This is a genomic window from Ruegeria sp. HKCCD7559 (assembly GCF_013110575.1).
Classification (GTDB): Bacteria; Pseudomonadota; Alphaproteobacteria; order Rhodobacterales; family Rhodobacteraceae; genus Ruegeria.
The window spans coordinates 356,731-376,530 of sequence record NZ_WVQU01000002.1 but is presented as its reverse complement, the minus strand read 5'-3'; the positions used below and the strand labels follow the sequence as shown (position 1 = coordinate 376,530).

At 56.3% G+C, this 19,800-nt stretch carries 16 protein-coding genes; 8 read left to right on the top strand and 8 right to left on the bottom strand.

Translation table 11 applies throughout. The annotated features are described in order from the left end of the window. Nucleotides 1-94 precede the first annotated feature (94 nt). Nucleotides 95-1,933 carry an amidohydrolase gene (locus GS605_RS09945; protein WP_171723871.1) on the top strand — a complete coding sequence of 613 codons (1,839 nt, stop codon included), beginning with the start codon at nt 95-97 and terminating at the stop codon, nt 1,931-1,933. 307 nt (nt 1,934-2,240) lie between these two features. Here GS605_RS09945 and GS605_RS09940 read toward each other — a convergent pair whose 3' ends face one another. The 4 genes from GS605_RS09940 to GS605_RS09925 form a co-directional block, all read right to left on the bottom strand. Then, on the bottom strand, nt 2,241-3,542 hold the full coding sequence (locus GS605_RS09940; RefSeq protein WP_171723870.1) for an alpha/beta hydrolase: 1,302 nt from the start codon (nt 3,540-3,542) through the stop codon (nt 2,241-2,243). Nucleotides 3,543-3,562: 20 nt separating this feature from the next. Continuing rightward, nucleotides 3,563-4,393 carry an efflux RND transporter periplasmic adaptor subunit gene (locus GS605_RS09935; protein ID WP_171723869.1) on the bottom strand — a complete coding sequence of 277 codons (831 nt, stop codon included), beginning with the start codon at nt 4,391-4,393 and terminating at the stop codon, nt 3,563-3,565. A 90-nt stretch (nt 4,394-4,483) separates the two neighbouring features. Further along, complete coding sequence (locus GS605_RS09930) at nt 4,484-5,842, bottom strand: amidohydrolase family protein (RefSeq protein ID WP_171637059.1); 1,359 nt, start codon at nt 5,840-5,842, stop codon at nt 4,484-4,486. A 71-nt stretch (nt 5,843-5,913) separates the two neighbouring features. Then, a complete protein-coding gene (locus tag GS605_RS09925) occupies nt 5,914-7,425 on the bottom strand; it encodes an amidohydrolase family protein (protein WP_171723868.1) in 1,512 nt (503 codons plus the stop codon). Nucleotides 7,426-7,616: 191 nt separating this feature from the next. Here GS605_RS09925 and GS605_RS09920 point away from each other — a divergent pair, with 191 nt between their 5' ends. Both GS605_RS09920 and GS605_RS09915 read left to right on the top strand, forming a co-directional pair. Beyond that, entirely contained in the window at nt 7,617-8,648 is a 1,032-nt protein-coding gene (locus GS605_RS09920) for an AraC family transcriptional regulator (RefSeq protein WP_171723867.1), read from the top strand. Beyond that, on the top strand, nt 8,645-9,013 hold the full coding sequence (locus GS605_RS09915) for a DoxX family protein (RefSeq protein WP_171723866.1): 369 nt from the start codon (nt 8,645-8,647) through the stop codon (nt 9,011-9,013). The genes GS605_RS09920 and GS605_RS09915 overlap by 4 nt, the downstream gene beginning before the upstream one ends. Before the next feature lie 294 nt (nt 9,014-9,307). Here GS605_RS09915 and GS605_RS09910 read toward each other — a convergent pair whose 3' ends face one another. Further along, nucleotides 9,308-9,502, bottom strand: a complete 195-nt coding sequence (locus tag GS605_RS09910; RefSeq protein ID WP_171723865.1) for a SlyX family protein — start codon at nt 9,500-9,502, stop codon at nt 9,308-9,310. A gap of 129 nt (nt 9,503-9,631) precedes the next feature. On the opposite strand from GS605_RS09910, the gene hisS reads away from it, so the two are divergent. From hisS to hisG, 3 genes are read left to right on the top strand one after another with little or no spacing between them, the layout of a single operon-like run. After that, nucleotides 9,632-11,119, top strand: coding sequence for a histidine--tRNA ligase (gene hisS, locus GS605_RS09905; protein ID WP_171723864.1), 1,488 nt, complete (start codon nt 9,632-9,634; stop codon nt 11,117-11,119). Nucleotides 11,120-11,122: 3 nt separating this feature from the next. Continuing rightward, nucleotides 11,123-12,211 (top strand): ATP phosphoribosyltransferase regulatory subunit, encoded by a 1,089-nt coding sequence (locus tag GS605_RS09900; RefSeq protein ID WP_171637053.1) that lies wholly within the window; start codon nt 11,123-11,125, stop codon nt 12,209-12,211. Further along, the gene (gene hisG, locus GS605_RS09895; protein WP_171637052.1) at nt 12,208-12,903 is read left to right on the top strand and encodes an ATP phosphoribosyltransferase; all 696 of its coding nucleotides are present in this window, start codon (nt 12,208-12,210) and stop codon (nt 12,901-12,903) included. Before GS605_RS09900 ends, hisG begins: the two co-directional genes overlap by 4 nt. Here hisG and GS605_RS09890 read toward each other — a convergent pair. Together GS605_RS09890 and GS605_RS09885 are read right to left on the bottom strand one after the other, a co-directional pair. Next, complete coding sequence (locus GS605_RS09890; RefSeq protein ID WP_171723863.1) at nt 12,900-13,283, bottom strand: hypothetical protein; 384 nt, start codon at nt 13,281-13,283, stop codon at nt 12,900-12,902. The genes hisG and GS605_RS09890 overlap by 4 nt on opposite strands. Nucleotides 13,284-13,381: 98 nt before the next feature. Further along, on the bottom strand, nt 13,382-13,813 hold the full coding sequence (locus GS605_RS09885; protein ID WP_171119093.1) for a DUF1489 domain-containing protein: 432 nt from the start codon (nt 13,811-13,813) through the stop codon (nt 13,382-13,384). A 129-nt stretch (nt 13,814-13,942) separates the two neighbouring features. On the opposite strand from GS605_RS09885, the gene GS605_RS09880 reads away from it, so the two are divergent. Then, complete coding sequence (locus tag GS605_RS09880) at nt 13,943-16,225, top strand: adenosylcobalamin-dependent ribonucleoside-diphosphate reductase (RefSeq protein ID WP_171723862.1); 2,283 nt, start codon at nt 13,943-13,945, stop codon at nt 16,223-16,225. Between the two features lie 57 nt (nt 16,226-16,282). On the opposite strand, the gene GS605_RS09875 is transcribed toward GS605_RS09880, so the two are convergent. After that, a protein-coding gene (locus GS605_RS09875; RefSeq protein WP_171723861.1) for an IS5 family transposase occupies nt 16,283-17,040 on the bottom strand; the annotation gives its coding sequence in 2 pieces (ribosomal slippage) (nt 16,283-16,719 and nt 16,719-17,040; 759 coding nt in all). A 374-nt stretch (nt 17,041-17,414) separates the two neighbouring features. On the opposite strand from GS605_RS09875, the gene GS605_RS09870 reads away from it, so the two are divergent. Then, nucleotides 17,415-19,787, top strand: coding sequence for an autotransporter domain-containing protein (locus GS605_RS09870; protein WP_371807745.1), 2,373 nt, complete (start codon nt 17,415-17,417; stop codon nt 19,785-19,787). Nucleotides 19,788-19,800 lie beyond the last annotated feature (13 nt).

Below are 19,800 nucleotides of genomic sequence, written 5' to 3'. Positions count from 1 at the left end.
GCAATACGCTTTAGCCACGATAGACACGACCATTATATAGACACGACCATTATTCAGTCGTTTGTCTTCCGATGTATTTGAGAGGGTATTCCTGATGTCACGTTTGCTGAATCTTGTCTGGCTGGCGGGTTTTGCCATGTCAACCAGCGGCGCGACCGCGCAGGAGGCTGCCGACACGATCTATACTGGCGGACCGATCCTCACGATCAACGATGCGCAGCCGACCGCCGAGGCCGTCGCGGTCAAGAACGGGCGTATCCTCGCCGTCGGCGCGCTTGCGGATATCATGGCGCACCGGGGCGACGCGACGGAATTGTTCGATCTTGACGGCCGGGCGATGCTGCCGGGCTTTGTCGACAGTCACGGGCACGTGGTTTTCGGTGGCCTGCAAGCCTTGTCGGCGAACCTTCTTTCGCCGCCGGACGGCGGGGTCACGGACATTGCCAGCCTGCAACAGGCGCTGCGCGACTGGATCGATGCAAACAGGGATGCGGTCGAGAAGGCCGGAGTGATCATCGGCTTCGGCTATGACAACGCCCAGCTAGCCGAGAAGCGCCACCCGACCCGCGAAGACCTTGACGCGATCTCGCAGGAGCTTCCCATCGTGATTGTCCACCAGTCCGGCCATCTCGGCGTGGCGAACTCGAAGACGCTTGAGATTGTCGGCTACGATGCATCGACGCAGGACCCGGCCGGTGGCAAGATTCGGCGGGAAGCCGATGGCGCGCCGAACGGGGTTCTCGAGGAATACGCGTTTTTCGGGACGCTCGTCCCCGTCCTGAAGCAACTCGGTCCGGACGCCTTCGCGGAATTCGCGGTTGCCGGGTCCAAACTCTGGGCGCGTTTTGGCTACACCACGGGGCAGGACGGCCGGTCCTCGGGGTTTGCCGTCGAGTCGCTGAAGGCCATGGCGGCCGACGGCAGGATACCGATTGACGTCGTGGCCTATCCCGATGTGCTGGAAGCCAGGGATTATATCGGCGACAATGTTTCGAAAGAATATGAAAACGGTATTCGCGTGGGCGGTTGCAAGTTGACGATCGACGGCTCGCCGCAAGGCTTTACCGCGCTCCGCGACCGTCCCTACTATGACCCGGTTGGCGACTATCCCGCAGGCTACAAGGGGTACTCGGCGGTGACCATCGAGCAGGTGCAGGATGCCGTGAACTGGTGTTACGAGAATGGCATCCAGATCATCACCCATTCCAATGGCGAAGGCGCGTCGGACATGCTCATTGCTGCGCTTCAGGCTGCGCAGGACAAGTATGGCGATCCGGGCAACCGACCCGCACTGATTCACGGCCAGTTCCTGCGCGAGGACCAGGTCGACGCCTACAAGCGGCTGGGCGTGTTCATGTCCCTTTTCCCGATGCACACCTTCTATTGGGGCGACTGGCACCGCGACCACACCGTGGGCCCGGTCAATGCCGAGAACATTTCGCCCACCGGCTGGTTGCTTGAACGGGGCATGATGTTCGGCTCGCATCACGACGCGCCGGTCGCCTTGCCTGACAGCATGCGCATACTGGATGCAACCGTGACCCGGCGCACGAGATCGGGTGACATTCTTGGCCCCCGTCACCGGGTCGACGTCGCGACCGCGCTCAAGGCGCTGACGATCTGGCCCGCCTGGCAGCATTTCGAGGAGAACGACAAGGGGTCGATCGAAGCGGGCAAGCTTGCCGATTTCGTGCTGCTCTCCGAAGATCCCACCGCCATCGACCCCGAGACGCTGGACGCCGTCAGGATCATGGCGACGATCAAGGAAGACACGGTGATCTACGAGGCGCGCGACGAGGTGAAGAAGGGCGAAATCCGCTCTTCGCCGTTCATGAGCGACCCGGTGTCAGCGCACAACTTTCTTCACGCGATGTATCAGGCAACCGGTGTGGAGAGGCCGTGGCTTCAGCAGCTGATGTTCCGGTTGGAATGAATTCGGGAATCGAGCTGGACCGGGTGTAGTCGGTCGAGGATCCGTAGCGAGAAGCGGGGGCTTTGCCTTCAATCGTCGGGATGGCAGCTATGAGCCCATTGTGCGCATGCGTATTTTGTGCAGCATCAGCGCGAAGGGCGGACATCGGCCGTTCACGGCGCTCGGATCATAGGTCCCGAATGCGGAAAACGGCCTCGATCCGCTGAGACTTGACAACGTCCATTTTCTTACGTTTTTCAATATGGGCGAGCGGCTTCAAAGCGTCTCTCCAAGCCACTCGCCCCCTCCTTTCAGCGATCCATTTTTCTCATTCCGAACCAAGATGCTCTTCTAGGAACACAGCGACGCGGCGAACGGCTTCAGCGGATTCCGGTGTCTCGGAATGACCGTGGAAGCAGTGTTGCATGGCGTCGTGAACATCCAGAATTGCCTCGTGGCCCGCACTACGCAGGACTCCGTACATGCGTATGCCGTCGCTCATCTGAATTTCCTTAGACCCAGTCTGTACCATCGTCGGAGGGAAATCTCGCCCCTCGAAATTGTCGTACACAGTTGAGTAGCGCGGATCTTGTGCTTTCTCTTCAGTAATTCCCAGCATCGGCCAGACTGAGTCGATCAAGTGATCTACGTTAGTGCGTGGATCGTCGTACCGCAGCGTCCATGTCGAATCGCTGTTGAACGAGAAATCAGTCTGCGGGCTTTGCATTACGGCCGCACCAGGCAGCGCTCCTCCGCGATGCGACATGGCATTTGTCGCCATCGCCACCAATCCGCCGCCCGCGGAACAACCGTAAATTCCGACGTTCTCTGGTTTATAGCCACCGCCCTCTCCGGTCAGTGCATCAAAAACGGCGATCACCTGATCCCGCTGGTCCAAAATGTCCCAGTCGGGGGCTGGCATCAATTTGTAATCGACGGAGGCAATGTCGATGCCCATATGATTGGCAAGTGGTGCTGTCCGGTCAAACGTTGTTTCCGGAGTGTTTCCGTAAAAGGCACCACCATGTGCATGAATGAGTATTTTTCCCGGATGGCGGTTTTCGCTCGGACTGATAATAACCGTTCTAACACCACCTATCTCACGTTCCTCGGTCGACAAGTTGTAAGTCTTTAAAAGTTGTTTGCCGGCGGCCTCCATCGGATCGATCAATTCATCGTGCAACGACTGCCATGCACCGTAGTCCGTTGGGTCTGGGTAGCCTTCCCAACTGCTGGTGAGCCAATTGGGCGTCCAGTTAACCATCACCTCACGCATCTCCGGACTAACAAAATCGGGAATATGCGTTGGAAATGTCTTGTTTCGATTTGGATCATTGGGGTCAGCGTTGAAGGTCGCAATGGAAAGAAGACGCCGTACATCTTCGTGACATGGCGCGTTCTGACTTTTCACTTCCAACTTATCGCACGCCTCTTTCAGCGCGGACAATTCTTCGTTCAAGCGCTCGACGGCAGTGGTGCCTCCCTCAGATTTCAGAATCTCGCCGACGCGAGCATAAGCGTCAGACATCAAATTCCAGTGCGATCCGTGGTCTGCTGCTTCAGAAGCGGCAACCGTAGCAAGTCCCGCCAATGCAGCTGAAGCCAGAAACGGAGATGTCCAAGTTTTCATTTGATATCCCTTTCTTTGGATCATTTCGAGTTTTCATAAGACGTGACCAATACCTTCATGCCGGGGCGCAATAGGAATTCAGGATTGGGGAATTCGGCGATGCTGTAGCCAATCCCTGTCTCCGGATCGAATTCAAACGGCGTTGAGATAAGGCGTCCGTGATGTGGAAATTCACTCCCTCCCGGCAGTTCCAGCACCAGAGTCAGGCTGCCCATTACACTGTCGTGGCTTTCGCCCGCGAGGATGCGTTCCTGATGCTTCTCGTACGTTCCCTCCACGCGAACGTGGATCGGATCCAGTTGATACAGGGTTCCGATTTCGGGCGAGTCGGCGACGACGTTTGCATTATCGCGAAACCGCGGCGCACTCATCTGGCCGTCGAACGGTGCGTGGATGAGCTGGAGATCTGAGATAGCCTTGGCCTTTTCCGCATTGAGCCTCTTTGTCTCAACGGTCGCTTCGGCGATTTTGACACGCGCTTCAGCTTGCGCAATCTCAACTTCAGACACAGAATTGGTGCCCAACCGCTTCTTTCTGGACAGGTCAGCCTGGGCCAACTCCAGTTCAGCCACGGCCTGCTGGTGAGCCAACTCACCGATTTTGGCATCCCATTGCTTGAAGACCTGGTCGAAAGTCACCAGTAGATCACCTTCTTTGACGAATTGACCTTCAATAAAGTGGACAGTGTCGATCTGGTTTTCGGCGGCTGCCGACACATCCCAGCTTTTGGCTGGCACAACCACTCCTTCTCCTTCCGCACTGAAAACCCCCGGACCACTGCTCTGTGCGTTCACTACGGCCGCGCAAAGCAAGGTTGTGATCAGTGTGGCTTGCAAAAGCTTTCTTGCCACGGGTCTCTTTCTCCTATGTCCGTTTTTTGGTTCCTCTAATGGTTTTTACAAACGGGCGGGATGGACGAGGTGAACCATCCCGCCCATCGCTCAGTTCAGCGTGTTCTTGTAGATCACGCCGTCCTTCATGATGATTTTTAGATTTGTGTCCGGATCCTTCATGATCTCGATGTTTTCCAGAGGATTGCCATCGACCAGCAATAGGTCTGCATAGGCGCCTTCTTGAATGACGCCCAACGGGCCTTCTGGGTATGGATTCATCTGGCCGGTCAGAGCATTCAGTTCTCCGGCTGTCGAGGTAAACGACTTTAGTGTCCGGAAGTTGCCAATAGCTTCTGAGAAAAACTCGAACTCATCTAGCGCGCGATCATCATATTCGCGACCAGTATTCCATTGGGGAATATGATCTGATGCAAGAACCACTTTCAGGTCAGGGTTGTTTTTCATGACTTCCAGCAAGTTTGCCGATGCGTCCCGAATAACGCTCCACTTTGCAAAGCTTTCTGGTGGATAAGCCTTTTCAGCTTGTTCCACTGAGATTGAAAACACTGGCGAAAACGCAGTGGACAGAAACATGCCGTTTTCAATCATCGTCTTGGCCTGCTCATCGGTCAGATAGGGTGCGTGCTCAATCGACATCACGCCATTGTCGATAGCCTGCTGAAGCGCAGCAGCGGTGTGTGCATGAGACGCGACATAGGTATCCCAGCGCTCCGCCACCTCAACGACTGCTTGGACCTCTTCATCAAGAGGGCCCGAATGAAGTGGATCAAACAAACTTGTTACACCGCCTCCGGTGAACAGTTTGAGCTGTACCGCACCGCGACGGAATGCTTCACGCGCCGCGCGCAGGGTTTCCGCCCGCCCGTCAGCGATAATCGTAACATAATCTTCGTAGAAATGTTGCCGTCCGCCAGCGATATTCGGGTGGGAGTCATTCAATTCACGGAAATCGCCATGACCGGATGTTGTGGTGATCCAGTTTTCCGTGGGATAGATGCGAGGCCCCACCATGACGCCCTCGTCGATGATTAGACGCATGAAATTTGACGGACCACCCAGATCCCGTACTGTGGTAAATCCGTTCATCAGCATCCCTTCGGCACGATCTGCGGCCAACGCACCATGAGCGTAGGGATGCAGCCCGTCGCGCGATTGCGTTTGCACGGGCCCGAAGGTCGAGATATGAACGTGCATATCCAACATACCTGGCATCAGTGTGCGCCCGCCACCGTCAATAACCGTAGCATCCGGCGCGTCGATGGTCTCTGCCGAGACCTGCTTGATAAGGTTGGCCTCGACCAGAACGCTGGCATTCTCGATCCGCGCCTCGTTCATGCCGTCAAAGACATGAACATTGGTGAACAGGGTCCGTGGCGGCGCGTCGTCCTGCGCAAGAGCGGCAGAGCAGGTCAGCGACAAGGCCAGTACTGCTCTCAGGGAAGTCATGGTTTTGATCTTCATCACAACTCTTTCTCTTAACAATGGAAGGCAGGGCCGAAGCCCCGCCTCCCGAGGGATTATTGCAGAGTGTTCTTGTAGATCACGCCATCCTTCATGATGAGGTTGATGGTCTTGATGCCACGCGGACGCGGTTCTGCGTTAAACCATGAAGGGTTTCCGCCCAGAACAGTGATGTCCTCAAGCGGATTTCCATCGACAAGCAGAATGTCGGCGTATGCGCCTTCCTCGATGACACCAAGAGGTGCGGGGTAAGGGTTACTGCCACCGGTCAAGGCGGCAAGCTTGCCGCCAGTGGACGTCATTGCTTTCAGTGTTTCATAGTTGCCAAATGTATCTGCGAATATCCATTTCTCATGGTCCCGGTGGTGTCTTGCGGCCATGCCATTGGTACTCACGATGTCGATTGAGAACACAATGTTCGGCTTCACCTTTTTGATGACTTCAGCGAAGTTTTTTGTTCCCTCTTTCATCATAAGTGTTCTGGCGTACTCAAATGTTGAAGGATTGCCATAGACCGGATGGGTCAGGATGTCTTCGCTCATGACGGCTGCAATGTAAGGAGAAATGAAAGCACCTTTTTCCTTCATCAACATGGCCGTGTCTTCCTGTAGGAACTGTCCATGTTCAATCGACATGACACCCAAATCGAGCGCACGGCGAATGGCTTCATCAAGATAAAGGTGCGCTGCAACATAGGTTCCACGCGTTGCAGCTTCTTCTACTGCGGCGATAATTTCAGCGTCGGTGTATTGAGAGGCCTCAAAGGGACCTTTGTTGCTGGCAACACCACCGGCCATCATGATTTTCATATGGGTGGCGCCCGCATTAAAGTTCCTGCGAACGGCTGCTCGAACTTCATCAGGGCTGTTTGCAATGTGGTATATGCCATTGCGCCAGGTGCTACTCTGTTGGGGACTTGTCTGGCTTTCAAACAAGAGATCACCGTGACCAGCGCTTTGGCTGATCATCCCGGCAGCGCTGTAGATGCGAGGTCCTTCCATTAGGCCGTTGTCGATGACACGTCGCAATCCGTCGGCCATGCCCCCCATATCACGCACTGTCGTGAAGCCATCGTAGAACCACTCCAATGCGGCAGACGAGGCATGTCCCGCCATATAGTCCCACCTGGCCATTTCCATGCCCGGACGCCCGCCGTCCATAGAAAGGTTAAAATGCGTATGGCTATCAATCATGCCCGGCATCAAGGTGCGTCCCCCGCCGTCAATGACATTGGGCGACAGTTCGACTGTCTGCGTCCCTTCTTCGCCCTCGATGATGAAAGTGTAGCCACTGCTGCCGCTATGAATTTCTGAATACAATGGCCCACTCGGACCAGCTTGCACTTCCCATGTACCGGTCTCTGGAATGTCTTCGGCGACCTTGTGGATCTTGTTGCCGACAACAAGAACATCCAGGTCCAGAAGACCATCGGTGTTCCCATCAAAAACTTTCACGTTTTTGAACAAGGTGACTGATGGCGCTTCCTGCTGAGCAAATGCAGTCGAGGTGGACAGCGTCAGCGTTACAAATGTCAAGGCAGCGAAAACTCTTTTGCAATATCTTGCCATGTCAAATCCCTAGTTGCGTGATCGATGTCGACTAGTTCATTTCATTTTATGAATATGACACCTTCATTTGGAAAATGCTTGACCGTATCCTAAGGTTAGAGATTTTTCGGTTAGAATTTGGTCAGGTTATTGAACTTTTTTCTGGAAAGCACGCCGTGGCGCAGGCACGAGTCCCAGTAGAGGGAGCAAATATGTTCGGGAATCGCAAAACACCAAAAGACTCTGATCTGCCATTGGTGCGGGCAACAGTACTGGCGCCGGTCGTCGCGGCGTTACGCGCGCGGGGGCAGGATGCTGATGATGTCTTCGCACATCTGAGTTTTGACGCGGCAACGATGATCGCACCTGAGCAATTTCTCTCACATGAAACTGTATATGCAGCCTTCAATGCCGCATCTGAAGCTGAAGGAACAGATTTTTGCACTCGGGTCGGCCAGTCTGTTGATCTCAGGCGCTTCCTACCAAAAGGGCAGGAACTTACAGAAGCCTTTACTCTGGGTGGTTTGTTCACACGCTTCACCCAGATTGTTTCGAAGGAGTCAAATGCAGTCACTCAGTCCTTGGTCGTAGAAGACGAATATGCCTACTTTGCGGCCCGGCGGCATTTTCGCTCGTCAGTGTCACCTGCCCAAGCCGATGGCTTCATGATCGGGATCTGGATTTCTTTGCTGCACCGAGTGATCGATTTCCGTTGGGATCCGCGTGAGATCGTACTGCAACTGGCCAACCCTAACGTTTTGCCCAAACAGTTTTACGGGGTCACTGGCATTCCCTGCGACGATCGAGGGTTTTCGATACGCTTCCCATCCATCTGGCTGAACCATCGCCTCTCAGAGGACATGATGGAGAACAACCCCGAGTATCACCCATCAGTCATGGAACTTGCGGCCCCGCTCGATTTTTTGGCCGGGTTCGAAGACATCGTCCGGTCTCGACTGGCTGATCCGGCGTTTACAGCGGTAGAGGCCGCGCGCGCGGTCGGTTTGCATCCAAATACCCTGAATGCGCGTCTGTCGGAACGTGGCGAGACAACATCCAAGGTCATTGCACGCATGAAACGAGAGAAAGCGATTGAACTGTTGGGTGTGAAATCCTGCTCGGTCACTGACACCGCTCAGCAACTCGGGTTTTCCGACCCGACTGCATTCTCACGGGCGTTCCGGAGGTGGACTGGTCAGTCCCCACAGGCTTTCAAGCGCTCTTACACGGAACCAGAAGAATGACCTTAACGATAGTCATTGCGCTCCTGTCAGCGTTCTTCCTGCTCGCGAGCTCAATCAAACTTGCGGGTTGGCAAAGGAAGATCTTCGAAACACAGCTCGCAATGTTCGAAAGCTATGGCCTCAATCGGCAGGCCATGTTCTTGGTGGGTCTCATTGAATTGTTCGGAGCCGTCACAATCTGGTTCCAACAGTCCTGGCTGGGTCCTCTCGGAGCAGCAGCACTTTTGGCAACATCCGTCGGAGCCATCTTCTGTCACCTGATATTTGACTCCTGGAAAGACGGAATCCCCGCAATGATAACCGCGGCTCTTTCTGCATCTGTGCTTTGGCACGGTTGGAGCAGCATAAGTTCGGTCTTCACGTAAACCGCAGGGTCTATTTGGTTGTCCCAAGCAGACTGTTCGGAAGGTTTTAATGCAGAAAGCTGCCGTTCATGGATGTCCATGGAAATAGCAATTAAGCGCCGGAAGCGCCAATTGACGCCATTGGGCCGGGCGGCGGGTTTGTCCCGCACTACTGACAAATGACCCATACTCGGCGCCGTTACCCAACGCGGTTTCTGTCCGAGTGTGACGGTTCGGCCCTGAGACGTTTCGTACAAAACGGACTACCACGCCCCAAGCGCCTGTACAAAACGGAAGAAACGGCCTCCCGGCCACTCAATAATGCGGCGGGCGTTCGTCACCAAAGACAACGCCGCCTGATCCTTCCTGCGCCCGTTCTGCTTCGCGCTGCAACAGCATTTCAACCCGTTGGGTCAGCCGGTCGATTTCCGACTGTTGTCTGGTGACGACCGTGTTCAGCTCGTCCACGGTATGGGTCAGATGGGCGATCTCTTCTTCCAGATGCTGCATGGGGAACTCCTGTCTTGCGCTGGTCATAGCGACACAGTCGGCCCAAGGCCAGAGAAAGCGCGCCTTGCCCCGATGCGGACCATGGGATAGACCGCGCGCGGAACAAGGACACTCCCAAGGACGCCCCACATGGCCAAGCCCAAGAAACAGCCCCGCCCCAAGGCCGTCACGCCGAAAGGGTTCCGTGACTATTTCGGCGAGGAAGTCACGCAGCGCACCGAGATGCTGCGGACGATTGCGGGCGTGTATCATCGTTACGGGTTCGACGCACTTGAAAGCAGTGCGGTCGAGACCGTCGAGGCGCTGGGCAAGTTCCTGCCCGACGTGGACCGCCCGAACGAGGGCGTCTTTGCGTGGCAGGAGTTTGACGAGGGCGGCAACGGCGATTGGATGGCGCTGCGCTATGATCTGACAGCACCTTTGGCCCGGGTCTATGCCCAGCACCGCAACGATTTGCCCACGCCCTATCGCCGCTATGCGATGGGTCCGGTCTGGCGCAACGAAAAGCCGGGGCCAGGGCGGTATCGCCAATTCTATCAGTGTGATGCGGATACGGTGGGGACGGCCAGCATGGCTGCGGACGCCGAAATCTGCGCCATGCTGTCGGATACGCTGGAAACCGTGGGCATTCCACGCGGCGATTATCTGGTCCGGGTCAACAACCGCAAGGTTTTGAACGGCGTGCTCGAAGCGATGGGTTTGGGTGAAGACGCGGCAGCGCGCGACGACGTTCTGCGCACCATCGACAAATTCGACAAAGTTGGCGGGCAGGGCGTGCGCGAGTTGCTGACCAAGGGCCGGCTGGATGCCTCGGGCGCGTTCATCGACGGTGTGGGCCTGTCCGACGATCAGGCCGAGCCGGTGATCGCCTTCCTGACCTCCAAAGCCGATGATGCCGCTGGAACGCTGGCCAACCTGCGAGCGGCCGTGGGTGACAGCAAAATCGGCGCCGAAGGCATTTCGGAATTGGAACAGATCGGCGAGTTGCTGGCCGCGGGCGGCTATGGCGCTGATCGCATCCAGATCGATCCCTCGGTCGTGCGCGGTCTGGGTTATTATACCGGGCCGGTCTATGAGGCCGAACTGACCTTTGAGATCTTTGACGAGAAAGGCCGCAAGCGGCAGTTCGGGTCCGTATCGGGCGGCGGGCGCTATGACGATCTGGTGAAGCGTTTCACCGGACAGGAAGTGCCCGCGACCGGCGTTTCCATCGGTGTTGACCGCCTGCTGGCGGCCCTGCGCGAAAAGGGTCGGATCAGCGCCCAGGCCAAAGGCCCTGTGGTCGTCACCGTCATGGATCGCGACAGGATGGCCGATTATCAGGCGATGGTGGCCGAGCTGCGCAACGCGGGCATCCGGGCCGAGGTCTATCTGGGCAATCCCAAGAATTTCGGCAATCAGTTGAAATACGCGGACAAGCGCAACTCTCCGGTTGCGGTGATCGAAGGCGGTGACGAAAAGGCAAAAGGCATCGTGCAGATCAAGGACCTGATCCTTGGAACCAAAATCGCCGAAAGCGCCACGCTGGAGGAATGGAAAGAACGCCCCAGCCAGTTCGAAGTATCGCGCGCTGATCTGGTCGCGAAAGTGCGTGAAATTCTGGACAGTCAGGACTGACCCATGCCCAACCGTTCCCAAATACAGGCCCGTGCCGCGATGATGCGTGTTCGGTTCGAGGCTGCGGGCGCGCAGGTGGTGGATACGCCTCTGTTGCAACCCGCTGAAATGTTGCTGGACCTTTATGGCGAGGATATCCGCGCCCGTGCCTACGTCACCTCGGATGCGCTGCGGGGCGAGCAGATGCTGCGCCCGGACTTCACCCTGCCTGTTGTTCAGATGCACATGCGAGACGGGGCCGAGCCTGCACGCTATACCTATTCCGGTGAGGTGTTCCGCCGTCAGGAACACGACCCGGACCGCTCGAACGAGTATATTCAGGTGGGGTATGAGGTGTTTGACCGCGAAGATCCCGCTGGTGCCGATGCCGAAGTGTTTTCGCTGATGGCGCTGCAACTGCGCGGGCTGCCCTTGCGTGCGGCAACCGGGGATATCGGTATCCTCACCGCCGCGGTCGAAGGGCTGCGTACGACCGAGCGCCGCAAGGCCGCTCTTATGCGGCACCTGTGGAGACCGCGCCGATTCCGTATCTTGCTGGATCGGTTTGCAGGTCGCAAGGCGCCCTCGGAAGGGCGCACCGCGCTGCTGGACGCTGCCAATCCGATGGCCTTTGATGCCCCTATGATCGGCAAGCGCCGCAAGGCCGAAATCGCAGCGCGCATTGAAGCCCTGCGCGAAGACCGTGATACGCCGCCGATTTCCGACAATGAGCTGGCCGGGCTGGAAACGTTGCTGAATGTGCGCGAGACCATGCCATTTGCGCTGGAACAGCTGCGCGACGTGGCGGTGGATCTGCCGCAGGTCACGCCCGCCCTGGACCGGCTGGAGGCGCGTGTGGCTGCACTGCAAGCACGTGGAGTCGATGTCGAGCGGTTGGATTTCGAGGCCGCCTATGGTCGGACATCAATGGAATATTACGATGGTTTCGTTTTTGGGTTTTACGCGGAAGGTCGGCCTGATCTGCCTCCGATCGCCACGGGCGGGCGCTATGACGCGCTGACACGGCAATTGGGCCGTGGAGACGAAATCCCGGCTGTCGGCGGCGTGTTGCGCCCCGACCTGATGCTGGAGATCGAGGAGGGTGCTGTATGAGCCTGAAACTGGGTGTGCCCTCGAAGGGCCGGTTGATGGAAAAGACCTTCTCGTGGTTCGAAAAACGCGGCATCACCTTGTCACGCAGCGGATCGGACCGGGAATATGCGGGCAAGGTCGAAGGGATCGACGGTGTCTCTCTGATCCTGCTGTCGGCGGGGGAAATCCCGCGTGAACTGGCGGCGGGGCGGATTCATCTGGGCGTCACCGGGATCGATCTGGTGCACGAGAAACTGCCGCGCTGGGAACAGCAGGTTGAAGAGGTTTCGCAGCTTGGATTCGGCAAGGCTGATCTGATCGTCGCAATCCCGGCATGTTGGGTCGATGTCGATACGCTTGATGATCTGGACGCGGCAGCAGCCGCGTTTCGCAAAACCCATGGCCACCGGCTGCGGATTGCCACCAAGTACCACCGTCTGGTTCGGGAATTCCTGACAGAAGCGGGCGTGGCCGATTACACGCTGGTCGACAGTCAGGGCGCGACTGAAGGCACGGTGATGAATGAAACCGCTGAAGCAATTGCCGACATCACCTCGACCGGAGAGACCCTGCGCGCGAACCACCTGAAGATCCTCTCGGACGGTCTGATCCTGCAATCGCAGGCCACGCTGTGGCGTAGTCGGGTGGCCAGTTATTTGCCTGATGACAAGCGGGTGCTTGCGGAAGTAATGGACCGGGTGAGCAAAACTTAATCAGGGGCAGCGGGCACTGATTTGCTGATGTCAAAACGTTTTGACCTGCACGTCCCTTTCCATTTTTTGAACACGACATTCTTTCTCAGGTCGAATGTCATGGTGCCGGTGTTGCCGCCTCCGCAGTTCGCGCTGTCGAAGTTGAAACTGATGGATTGCTTTTTGCTGTTCCCCGAAACGCTGGCGCCGTTGATATTGTGCAGCGTTGAGGATGTGATGCCTGCAATGTTGCCGCCGGTAATTGTAACCGACACCGGGAACGGATTTTTGGACGGCACGGTCAGGCTATAGGTTCCATCCTTTGGGGCGGCGAGAACGCTTGTTCCACCTGCTACAAATACAGCCGCCAATACGATTGTTCGAAATTGTCCAATCATCATAGATTGCCCTCGTTAACTTAATAAAATCAAGTAAACATTCTATGCGATTTTGTTGGCATCCTCAAAGCATCACATTGCGGATGGTCTAGTGCCGGCCTTTATAGAACCCCGATTTCCGCCAGGGCGCGGTTCAGATCATCGGGTAGGGCATCGTCCTGCTCGCGGTTTTTCGGCAAATCGGCAGGGGTATCTTCAGGCTTGAGATAACGCCATCCCTGAAACGGGCGTTTCAGGGCGTTCTGTGTGCGGTGCAGCTTGGGGTCCAGCACAATGGCACAGCGGCGGATACCATCGTCTCCGATCACTTCATCCAGCCGCAGGATCCGTTGGCGACACTGGATTACGCCCTTGATGACCCAATAGATCGATCCGCCGTTCAGAATTTCGGCTTCGCGCTTGGGCCACATGCGGGTGACGTGGCGTGGCAGGCCATCTGCGAACCGCTGGCGATAGCTGTCCTGCCAGGCCATCAGCGTGTCGACGCTTTCCGAACCAACGGACAGTTTTATGAGGTTTACGTAATTATCCACAGCTTTCCCACAGAGTCGTCCCTAGGATCATCTTTATATTGTAGCTTGGTTCCAGATGTCATCAAGGTGTTGTGGTGCGCATGTGATTTGAGGTAGTCTGGATACCTCTTTCAGCACAGGGAATCACCAATGAGCCGCTTTGCCGCCCCCATCGCCGAGCAGATCTGGGATATGAAGTACCGCTTTAAACAGGCGGATGGCACCCCCATCGATCAAACGGTTGAAGACAGTTGGCGGCGCATCGCCCGTGATCTGGCGCGGGTGGAAAACGACCCGGGGCACTGGGAAGAGAAATTCTATGAGGCGCTGGAAGATTTCAAATACCTGCCTGCCGGGCGGATCACAGCAGGTGCCGGCACCGCGCGTCAGGTGACCCTGTTCAACTGTTTTGTCATGGGTACGGTGCCCGACAGCATGGGCGGCATTTTCGACATGCTGAAAGAGGCCGCGCTGACCATGCAGCAGGGCGGGGGGATCGGCTATGATTTCTCGACCATCCGCCCGCGTGGCGCTGACGTGAAAGGCGTCGCGGCGGATGCGTCGGGGCCGTTGAGCTTTATGGACGTCTGGGACGCCATGTGCCGCACGATCATGTCGGCGGGCTCGCGCCGGGGCGCTATGATGGCGACCATGCGCTGTGACCACCCGGACATAGAACAGTTCATCACCGCCAAATCCGACCCGGCCCGCCTGCGCATGTTCAACATGTCGGTTCTGGTGACCGATCCGTTCATGGAAGCGGTCAAGGCCGATGCCTCATGGGATCTGATCTTTGACGGCAAGGTCTATCACACGGTTCAGGCGCGTGATCTGTGGAACAAGATCATGCAGGCCACCTATGACTATGCCGAACCGGGCGTGATCTTCATCGACCGGATCAACCAGGCCAACAACCTGAGCTATGTTGAAACCATCGCGGCCACGAACCCGTGCGGCGAACAGCCATTGCCGCCCTATGGCGCCTGCCTGTTGGGTTCGATCAATCTGGCGCGTTTGGTGGTTGAACCGTTTGAGGCAAAAGCCCGTTTGAATGAAAAGGCCCTGCAAGAACTTGTCGCCACGGCTGTCCGGATGATGGACAATGTCGTTGATGTGTCAAAATTCCCACTGGCCGAACAAGAGGCTGAAGCGCAAGACAAACGCCGCATCGGGCTGGGCGTGACCGGACTGGCGGATGCGCTGTTGATGCTGGGCCTGCGTTATGGGTCCGACGAGGCGGCGCGTCAGACCGAGCGCTGGTTGCACGCGATCGCCCGCGCCGCGTATCTGGCGTCGGTCGACTTGGCCAAGGAAAAAGGGGCGTTCCCCCTGTTCGATGCCGAGAAATACCTGGCCAGCGGCACGATGCAGCAGATGGATGACGATGTCCGCGAAGCCATCCGTGAACACGGTATCCGCAACGCGCTGCTGACCTCGATCGCGCCCACTGGGACGATCTCTCTGTACGCGGGGAACGTGTCGTCGGGGATCGAGCCTGTTTTTGCCTATGCCTACACCCGCAAGGTTTTGCAGAAGGATGGCTCGCGGACCGAGGAAGAGGTGGTGGACTATGCCGTTCAGATGTGGCGCGACAAGTTCGGCGATGTCGAGCTGCCCGACTTTTTCGTGAACGCCCAGACCTTGACCCCGGCCGAGCACGTTAAGATGCAGGCCGCGGCACAGAAATGGATCGACAGCTCGATCTCGAAGACGATCAACTGCCCCGAGGACATCTCGTTCGACGCCTTCAAGGACGTGTATATGCAGGCCTGGGATCAGGGCTGCAAGGGCTGCACCACCTATCGCCCGAACGACGTGACCGGCTCGGTTCTGACCGTCTCGGAAAGCGACGACAAGGTGCCGGGTGAAAGCGCGGATGCCCCGCACGAGGTGGATGGCGGCGATGTCATCTACATGTCCGAACCGCTGGATCGGCCGCAATCGCTTGAGGGTTCGACCTACAAGCTGAAATGGCCCGACAGCGAGCACGCGATCTATTTGACCATCAACGACATCGTCATCGGTGGCCGCCGCCGTCCGTTCGAGGTTTTCATCAACTCGAAGAACATGGAGCATTACGCCTGGACGCTGGCCCTGACCAGGATGATCTCGGCCGTGTTCCGGCGCGGTGGTGACGTGTCTTTCGTGGTCGAGGAACTGAAGGCCGTCTTCGACCCGCGCGGTGGGGCTTGGGTGCAGGGCAAATACATCCCCTCGATCCTGGCGGCAATCGGCGGCGTGATCGAGCAGCACATGATCGCGATCGGGTTCCTCGAAGGCGAAGGGATGGGGCTGAAATCCGACCCGCAGGCGCAGGTGGTCAACATGGACGCCCCCCGCGGCAGGGCCTGCCCGTCCTGCGGCCAGTATGACATGGTGATGATTGAGGGCTGCATGACCTGCCGCAGCTGCGGGCATTCGAAATGTGGTTGACGCTGGGGGTGGGTGCTTTGATGTGGCGTTTCACGTGACATGACTTAGGGTCAGGACTCATAACCAATAAATGACGGTTGCGGCGAGGGCGATGGCGGAGAGGAAGACCTTCGGGCATCTGTCGTATCTGGTCGCCACACGCCTCCAATCCTTGAGCCTGCCGAACATGATCTCGATGCGGTTGCGGCGTTTGTAGCGGCGCTTGTCGTACTTCACCGGCTTCTTCCGCTGTTTCCTGCCAGGGATGCAGGCGCGTATCCCTTTGTCTTTCAAGGCTTCTCTGAACCAGTCGGCGTCGTAGCCACGGTCTCCGAGCAGCCAGTCGACATTCGGCAGACTGCTCAGCAATGCCCGTGCGCCGATGTAGTCGCTGACCTGACCGGCGGTGACGAACAGGTTGAGCGGCCGGCCCTGGCTATCGCAAATAGCGTGCAGCTTGGTATTCATGCCGCCTTTCGTCCGACCAATCAGGCGTGCACGCCCCCCTTTTTGACGCCCATGCTGGTCGCTGTCCGGTGGGCTTTGAGATAAGTCGCGTCGATCATTACGGTCTTCTTCTCGCCGTGTTCGGCGGCGAGACCGGCCATTATCCGGGCAAAAACGCCCTTGTCGCTCCATCGCTTCCAGCGATTGTAGAGCGTCTTGTGAGGACCATAGACAGCGGGAGCATCGCGCCATCGCAAACCATTGCGGTTGATAAAGATTATCCCGCTCAACACACGCCGGTCATCGACACGCGGCTTACCGTGAGACTTGGGAAAGAAGGGCTCAAGACGCGCCATCTGCGCGTCGGTCAACCAGAAAAGATCAGACATGTTCACCGCTCGGTTTTCAGCCGTGAATCATGCCGCTCGCTGAAAATCAATGGGTCCTGACCCTAGCTATCGCCTCCGAAATCCAATGATCCATGCCTACACTCAATGGCGCTGTTCAGCGCCCATCAAGCTCGGCAAAATCGTTTCAAGGCTTGACCTTTTGCGATTGCTTCTGCGCATAGGTGGGAATGGTCGGAATGTAAAACCCGGCTTGTCCTGCCTCGCAGTAAATGCACGAGCAGGTCTGCGTTGCGCAGACCTTCCCGTGTTGTGAGCTTGCTCATATGCCACAACAAAAAATCTAAAAAGATAAACTTTGTTTTTCTAGTCCTAAGTTGAGGTAGCTTCGCTTGTACCGCGAGAGGAGAAAGTTGGTGATAAATAATAGGCCGTTCCCACTAAGTCGAATTGCTCAGCGCATCACTCTGGCGAATATCGCATTCTTAATCTTGGCTTATTTGATGTCGCCAACCAAAGTGCAAGCCCAAAGCTCACAGGCCTGCGTGGAATTAGGTGCTCCTCGAATTGAGTACTCTTCTGGATCTGAAAGCATTCGCGTTAATCAAACAATCTCAACGACGGAACGCACGTGTCTCCCGATCCCAAACGGACCCATTACAGGACTTACAATTGGAAACTCCTCGATCACGTCCTCAGGTGAAATTGAGTTGTATGTTCCTGGCCAAAATACCGTTTCAAGCAATGCTTCAGTTTTAACTCTTCTGAATGTTGATGTCGCCGCAGGCAGCGGAGACTTCGTATCTCGGGAAGCGTTGGCAACAAACATCAATGGAAAGCTCAGAGTGAACCTCATTGGAACTTCGATTGGTTCCGGCAGATCAATGACGTTCGCTCCCTTCAACGGCGCGAATATCGACCCCACTGAAGTCTACTTCCAGTCTGACCGCCCGCTAACCTATGACAACCTTACCGTTATGGGAGCGACCGAAGTAGTTTTTGGGGCCTACTATATTCAGACTCGGGTTGCTGAGGCTTCTGATTTCACACTGACGAATAGTTCAATTTCTTCAACCAGTGACCTGGCGATAGCGGCAGGCACGACTGTTCGGCTTGATGCAGCAAGTAGTTTGAACACCGTGAACTTTGAGAATTTTGGCACGTTGGCCGGCACGGGAACCGTGAACGCATTCAACTTCACAGTTAAGAACGGGGGGGTGCTTTCGCCGGGCTTTTCAATTGGTACACTTAATAACAGTGGCGGAATCGCCTTTGAAACTGGGTCAAGGCTCTTAAGTGAAGTCGATCCAACTGCCGGGCAGAAAGCTGACTTGGTGTCATCCAGCGGGCGGGTGACAGGGATTAACAACGCCACAATCCAAGTCGAAGCCGCTCGTCCCGGTCTGACTGCGCAAGACTATGCGGCCGGCAACAATTACACGGTCCTTCAAGCCTCGAGTATTGATGGAGATTCGCCAACACTTGTTGCAGGTGGATCTCTGCCGGCTTTGTCTAATCTGACGATAGCCAATACGCCCACCGCAGATGGTCAGGTCGACATTGCATTCACTGCACAACCGGTCTCAAGCTTACCGCAGAACCCGGCGGTTACCAGTTCGCCAAACGCCAGCAACCTCGCTGGAGCGGTTGCTAATACCACAAACACATCACCGGGGACGGGGCTCAGTAGCGGTTCAACAATTGGTGCCGCTGTCAATACGCTCACCAATTCAGGTCTGGCTGGGTTTAATCGCGTGCATGCAGAACCCTATTCCTCCAACCTGACTATTGGGCTTGAGCAACTAGACCTGATAACAAACACTGTTCTGAGCCATGCTGACTGCCGCAAATATCAAGCAGTTGGTTTCAACAATCAAAACAGACCCGTTGCATCAGGTGGCATCGACACGGACCGCAGCCCTAGTGGCGCAATCGACTGCTCTGATCGGCGCTGGTGGATCGACACGGCCTATGTGAGCGGGGACGTTGATGGAAGTAACGGCCTTGGCACATTCGACTATTCGCTGGGCACCATTTTGGTTGGAGCGGATGTCGCAAGTACCAATAGAGGTGTGGTCGGCGTGTATGCAGGTTTCGGAACGTCCTCCATGGATGAGCACGATCAAGTCGATCAAGACTTTTCGACCGACAACTATCACGTGGGCGTCTATGGGCGAACAACAACCGGAACTTGGGAGTTCTCCGGACTGATCGGTTACATGTTCGGTGAAACCGACGCCAAGCGAAACAACCCTTCTGTTGATGGCTTTACGGGAGGCGAGGCTAAATCGGATTTGGACCAAGAGGGAATCCACGCCGGTATCCAGGCACGGAAGTTGTTTAACCTGGACAGCGGTGCAAGGGTTTCTACGGTTTTTGGATTGAACTACGGGCGTATTCAACAAGGTTCAGGCACAGAGACTGGCGGTGGTGACTTCAACTACTCAATTAAAAAAGCGGATGCAGAGTCTCTGGTCGCGTCCATTGGAGTTGACTACCAACGGGACTTCTTGACAGAGAATGGTGTGCTAACCCCAATTGCCTTTGCTCGTTATGAGTATGACTTCTTTGCCAACAAGGATAGTGAGCACGATATCACTGTAACGAGCCCGATATTTGGCACTTTCACACAAGTCGGACAAAACCGAGGGGCAAATGGCTTCGTGCTTGGTCTGGGGCTAGGGTATCAGATATCTGATCTGGCCAGACTAACGGCAGGATATGGCTATTCAGTTCGCTCCAACGGCCAAGAGCATGGCCTCGGTGCAAACTTAAGTGTTCGGTTCTGATTAGGGCGGACCA

What these genes read in the sequence shown, in the direction of transcription:
- GS605_RS09920 (WP_171723867.1), top strand. Translation starts at nt 7,617, where the DNA reads ATGTTCGGGAATCGCAAAACACCAAAAGACTCTGATCTGCCATTGGTG.
- GS605_RS09880 (WP_171723862.1), top strand. Translation starts at nt 13,943, where the DNA reads ATGAGCCGCTTTGCCGCCCCCATCGCCGAGCAGATCTGGGATATGAAG.
- GS605_RS09900 (WP_171637053.1), top strand. Translation starts at nt 11,123, where the DNA reads ATGCCCAACCGTTCCCAAATACAGGCCCGTGCCGCGATGATGCGTGTT.
- hisG (WP_171637052.1), top strand. Translation starts at nt 12,208, where the DNA reads ATGAGCCTGAAACTGGGTGTGCCCTCGAAGGGCCGGTTGATGGAAAAG.
- GS605_RS09890 (WP_171723863.1), bottom strand. Translation starts at nt 13,283, where the DNA reads ATGATGATTGGACAATTTCGAACAATCGTATTGGCGGCTGTATTTGTA.
- hisS (WP_171723864.1), top strand. Translation starts at nt 9,632, where the DNA reads ATGGCCAAGCCCAAGAAACAGCCCCGCCCCAAGGCCGTCACGCCGAAA.
- GS605_RS09940 (WP_171723870.1), bottom strand. Translation starts at nt 3,542, where the DNA reads ATGAAAACTTGGACATCTCCGTTTCTGGCTTCAGCTGCATTGGCGGGA.
- GS605_RS09930 (WP_171637059.1), bottom strand. Translation starts at nt 5,842, where the DNA reads ATGACTTCCCTGAGAGCAGTACTGGCCTTGTCGCTGACCTGCTCTGCC.
- GS605_RS09915 (WP_171723866.1), top strand. Translation starts at nt 8,645, where the DNA reads ATGACCTTAACGATAGTCATTGCGCTCCTGTCAGCGTTCTTCCTGCTC.
- GS605_RS09910 (WP_171723865.1), bottom strand. Translation starts at nt 9,502, where the DNA reads ATGCAGCATCTGGAAGAAGAGATCGCCCATCTGACCCATACCGTGGAC.
- GS605_RS09925 (WP_171723868.1), bottom strand. Translation starts at nt 7,425, where the DNA reads ATGGCAAGATATTGCAAAAGAGTTTTCGCTGCCTTGACATTTGTAACG.
- GS605_RS09945 (WP_171723871.1), top strand. Translation starts at nt 95, where the DNA reads ATGTCACGTTTGCTGAATCTTGTCTGGCTGGCGGGTTTTGCCATGTCA.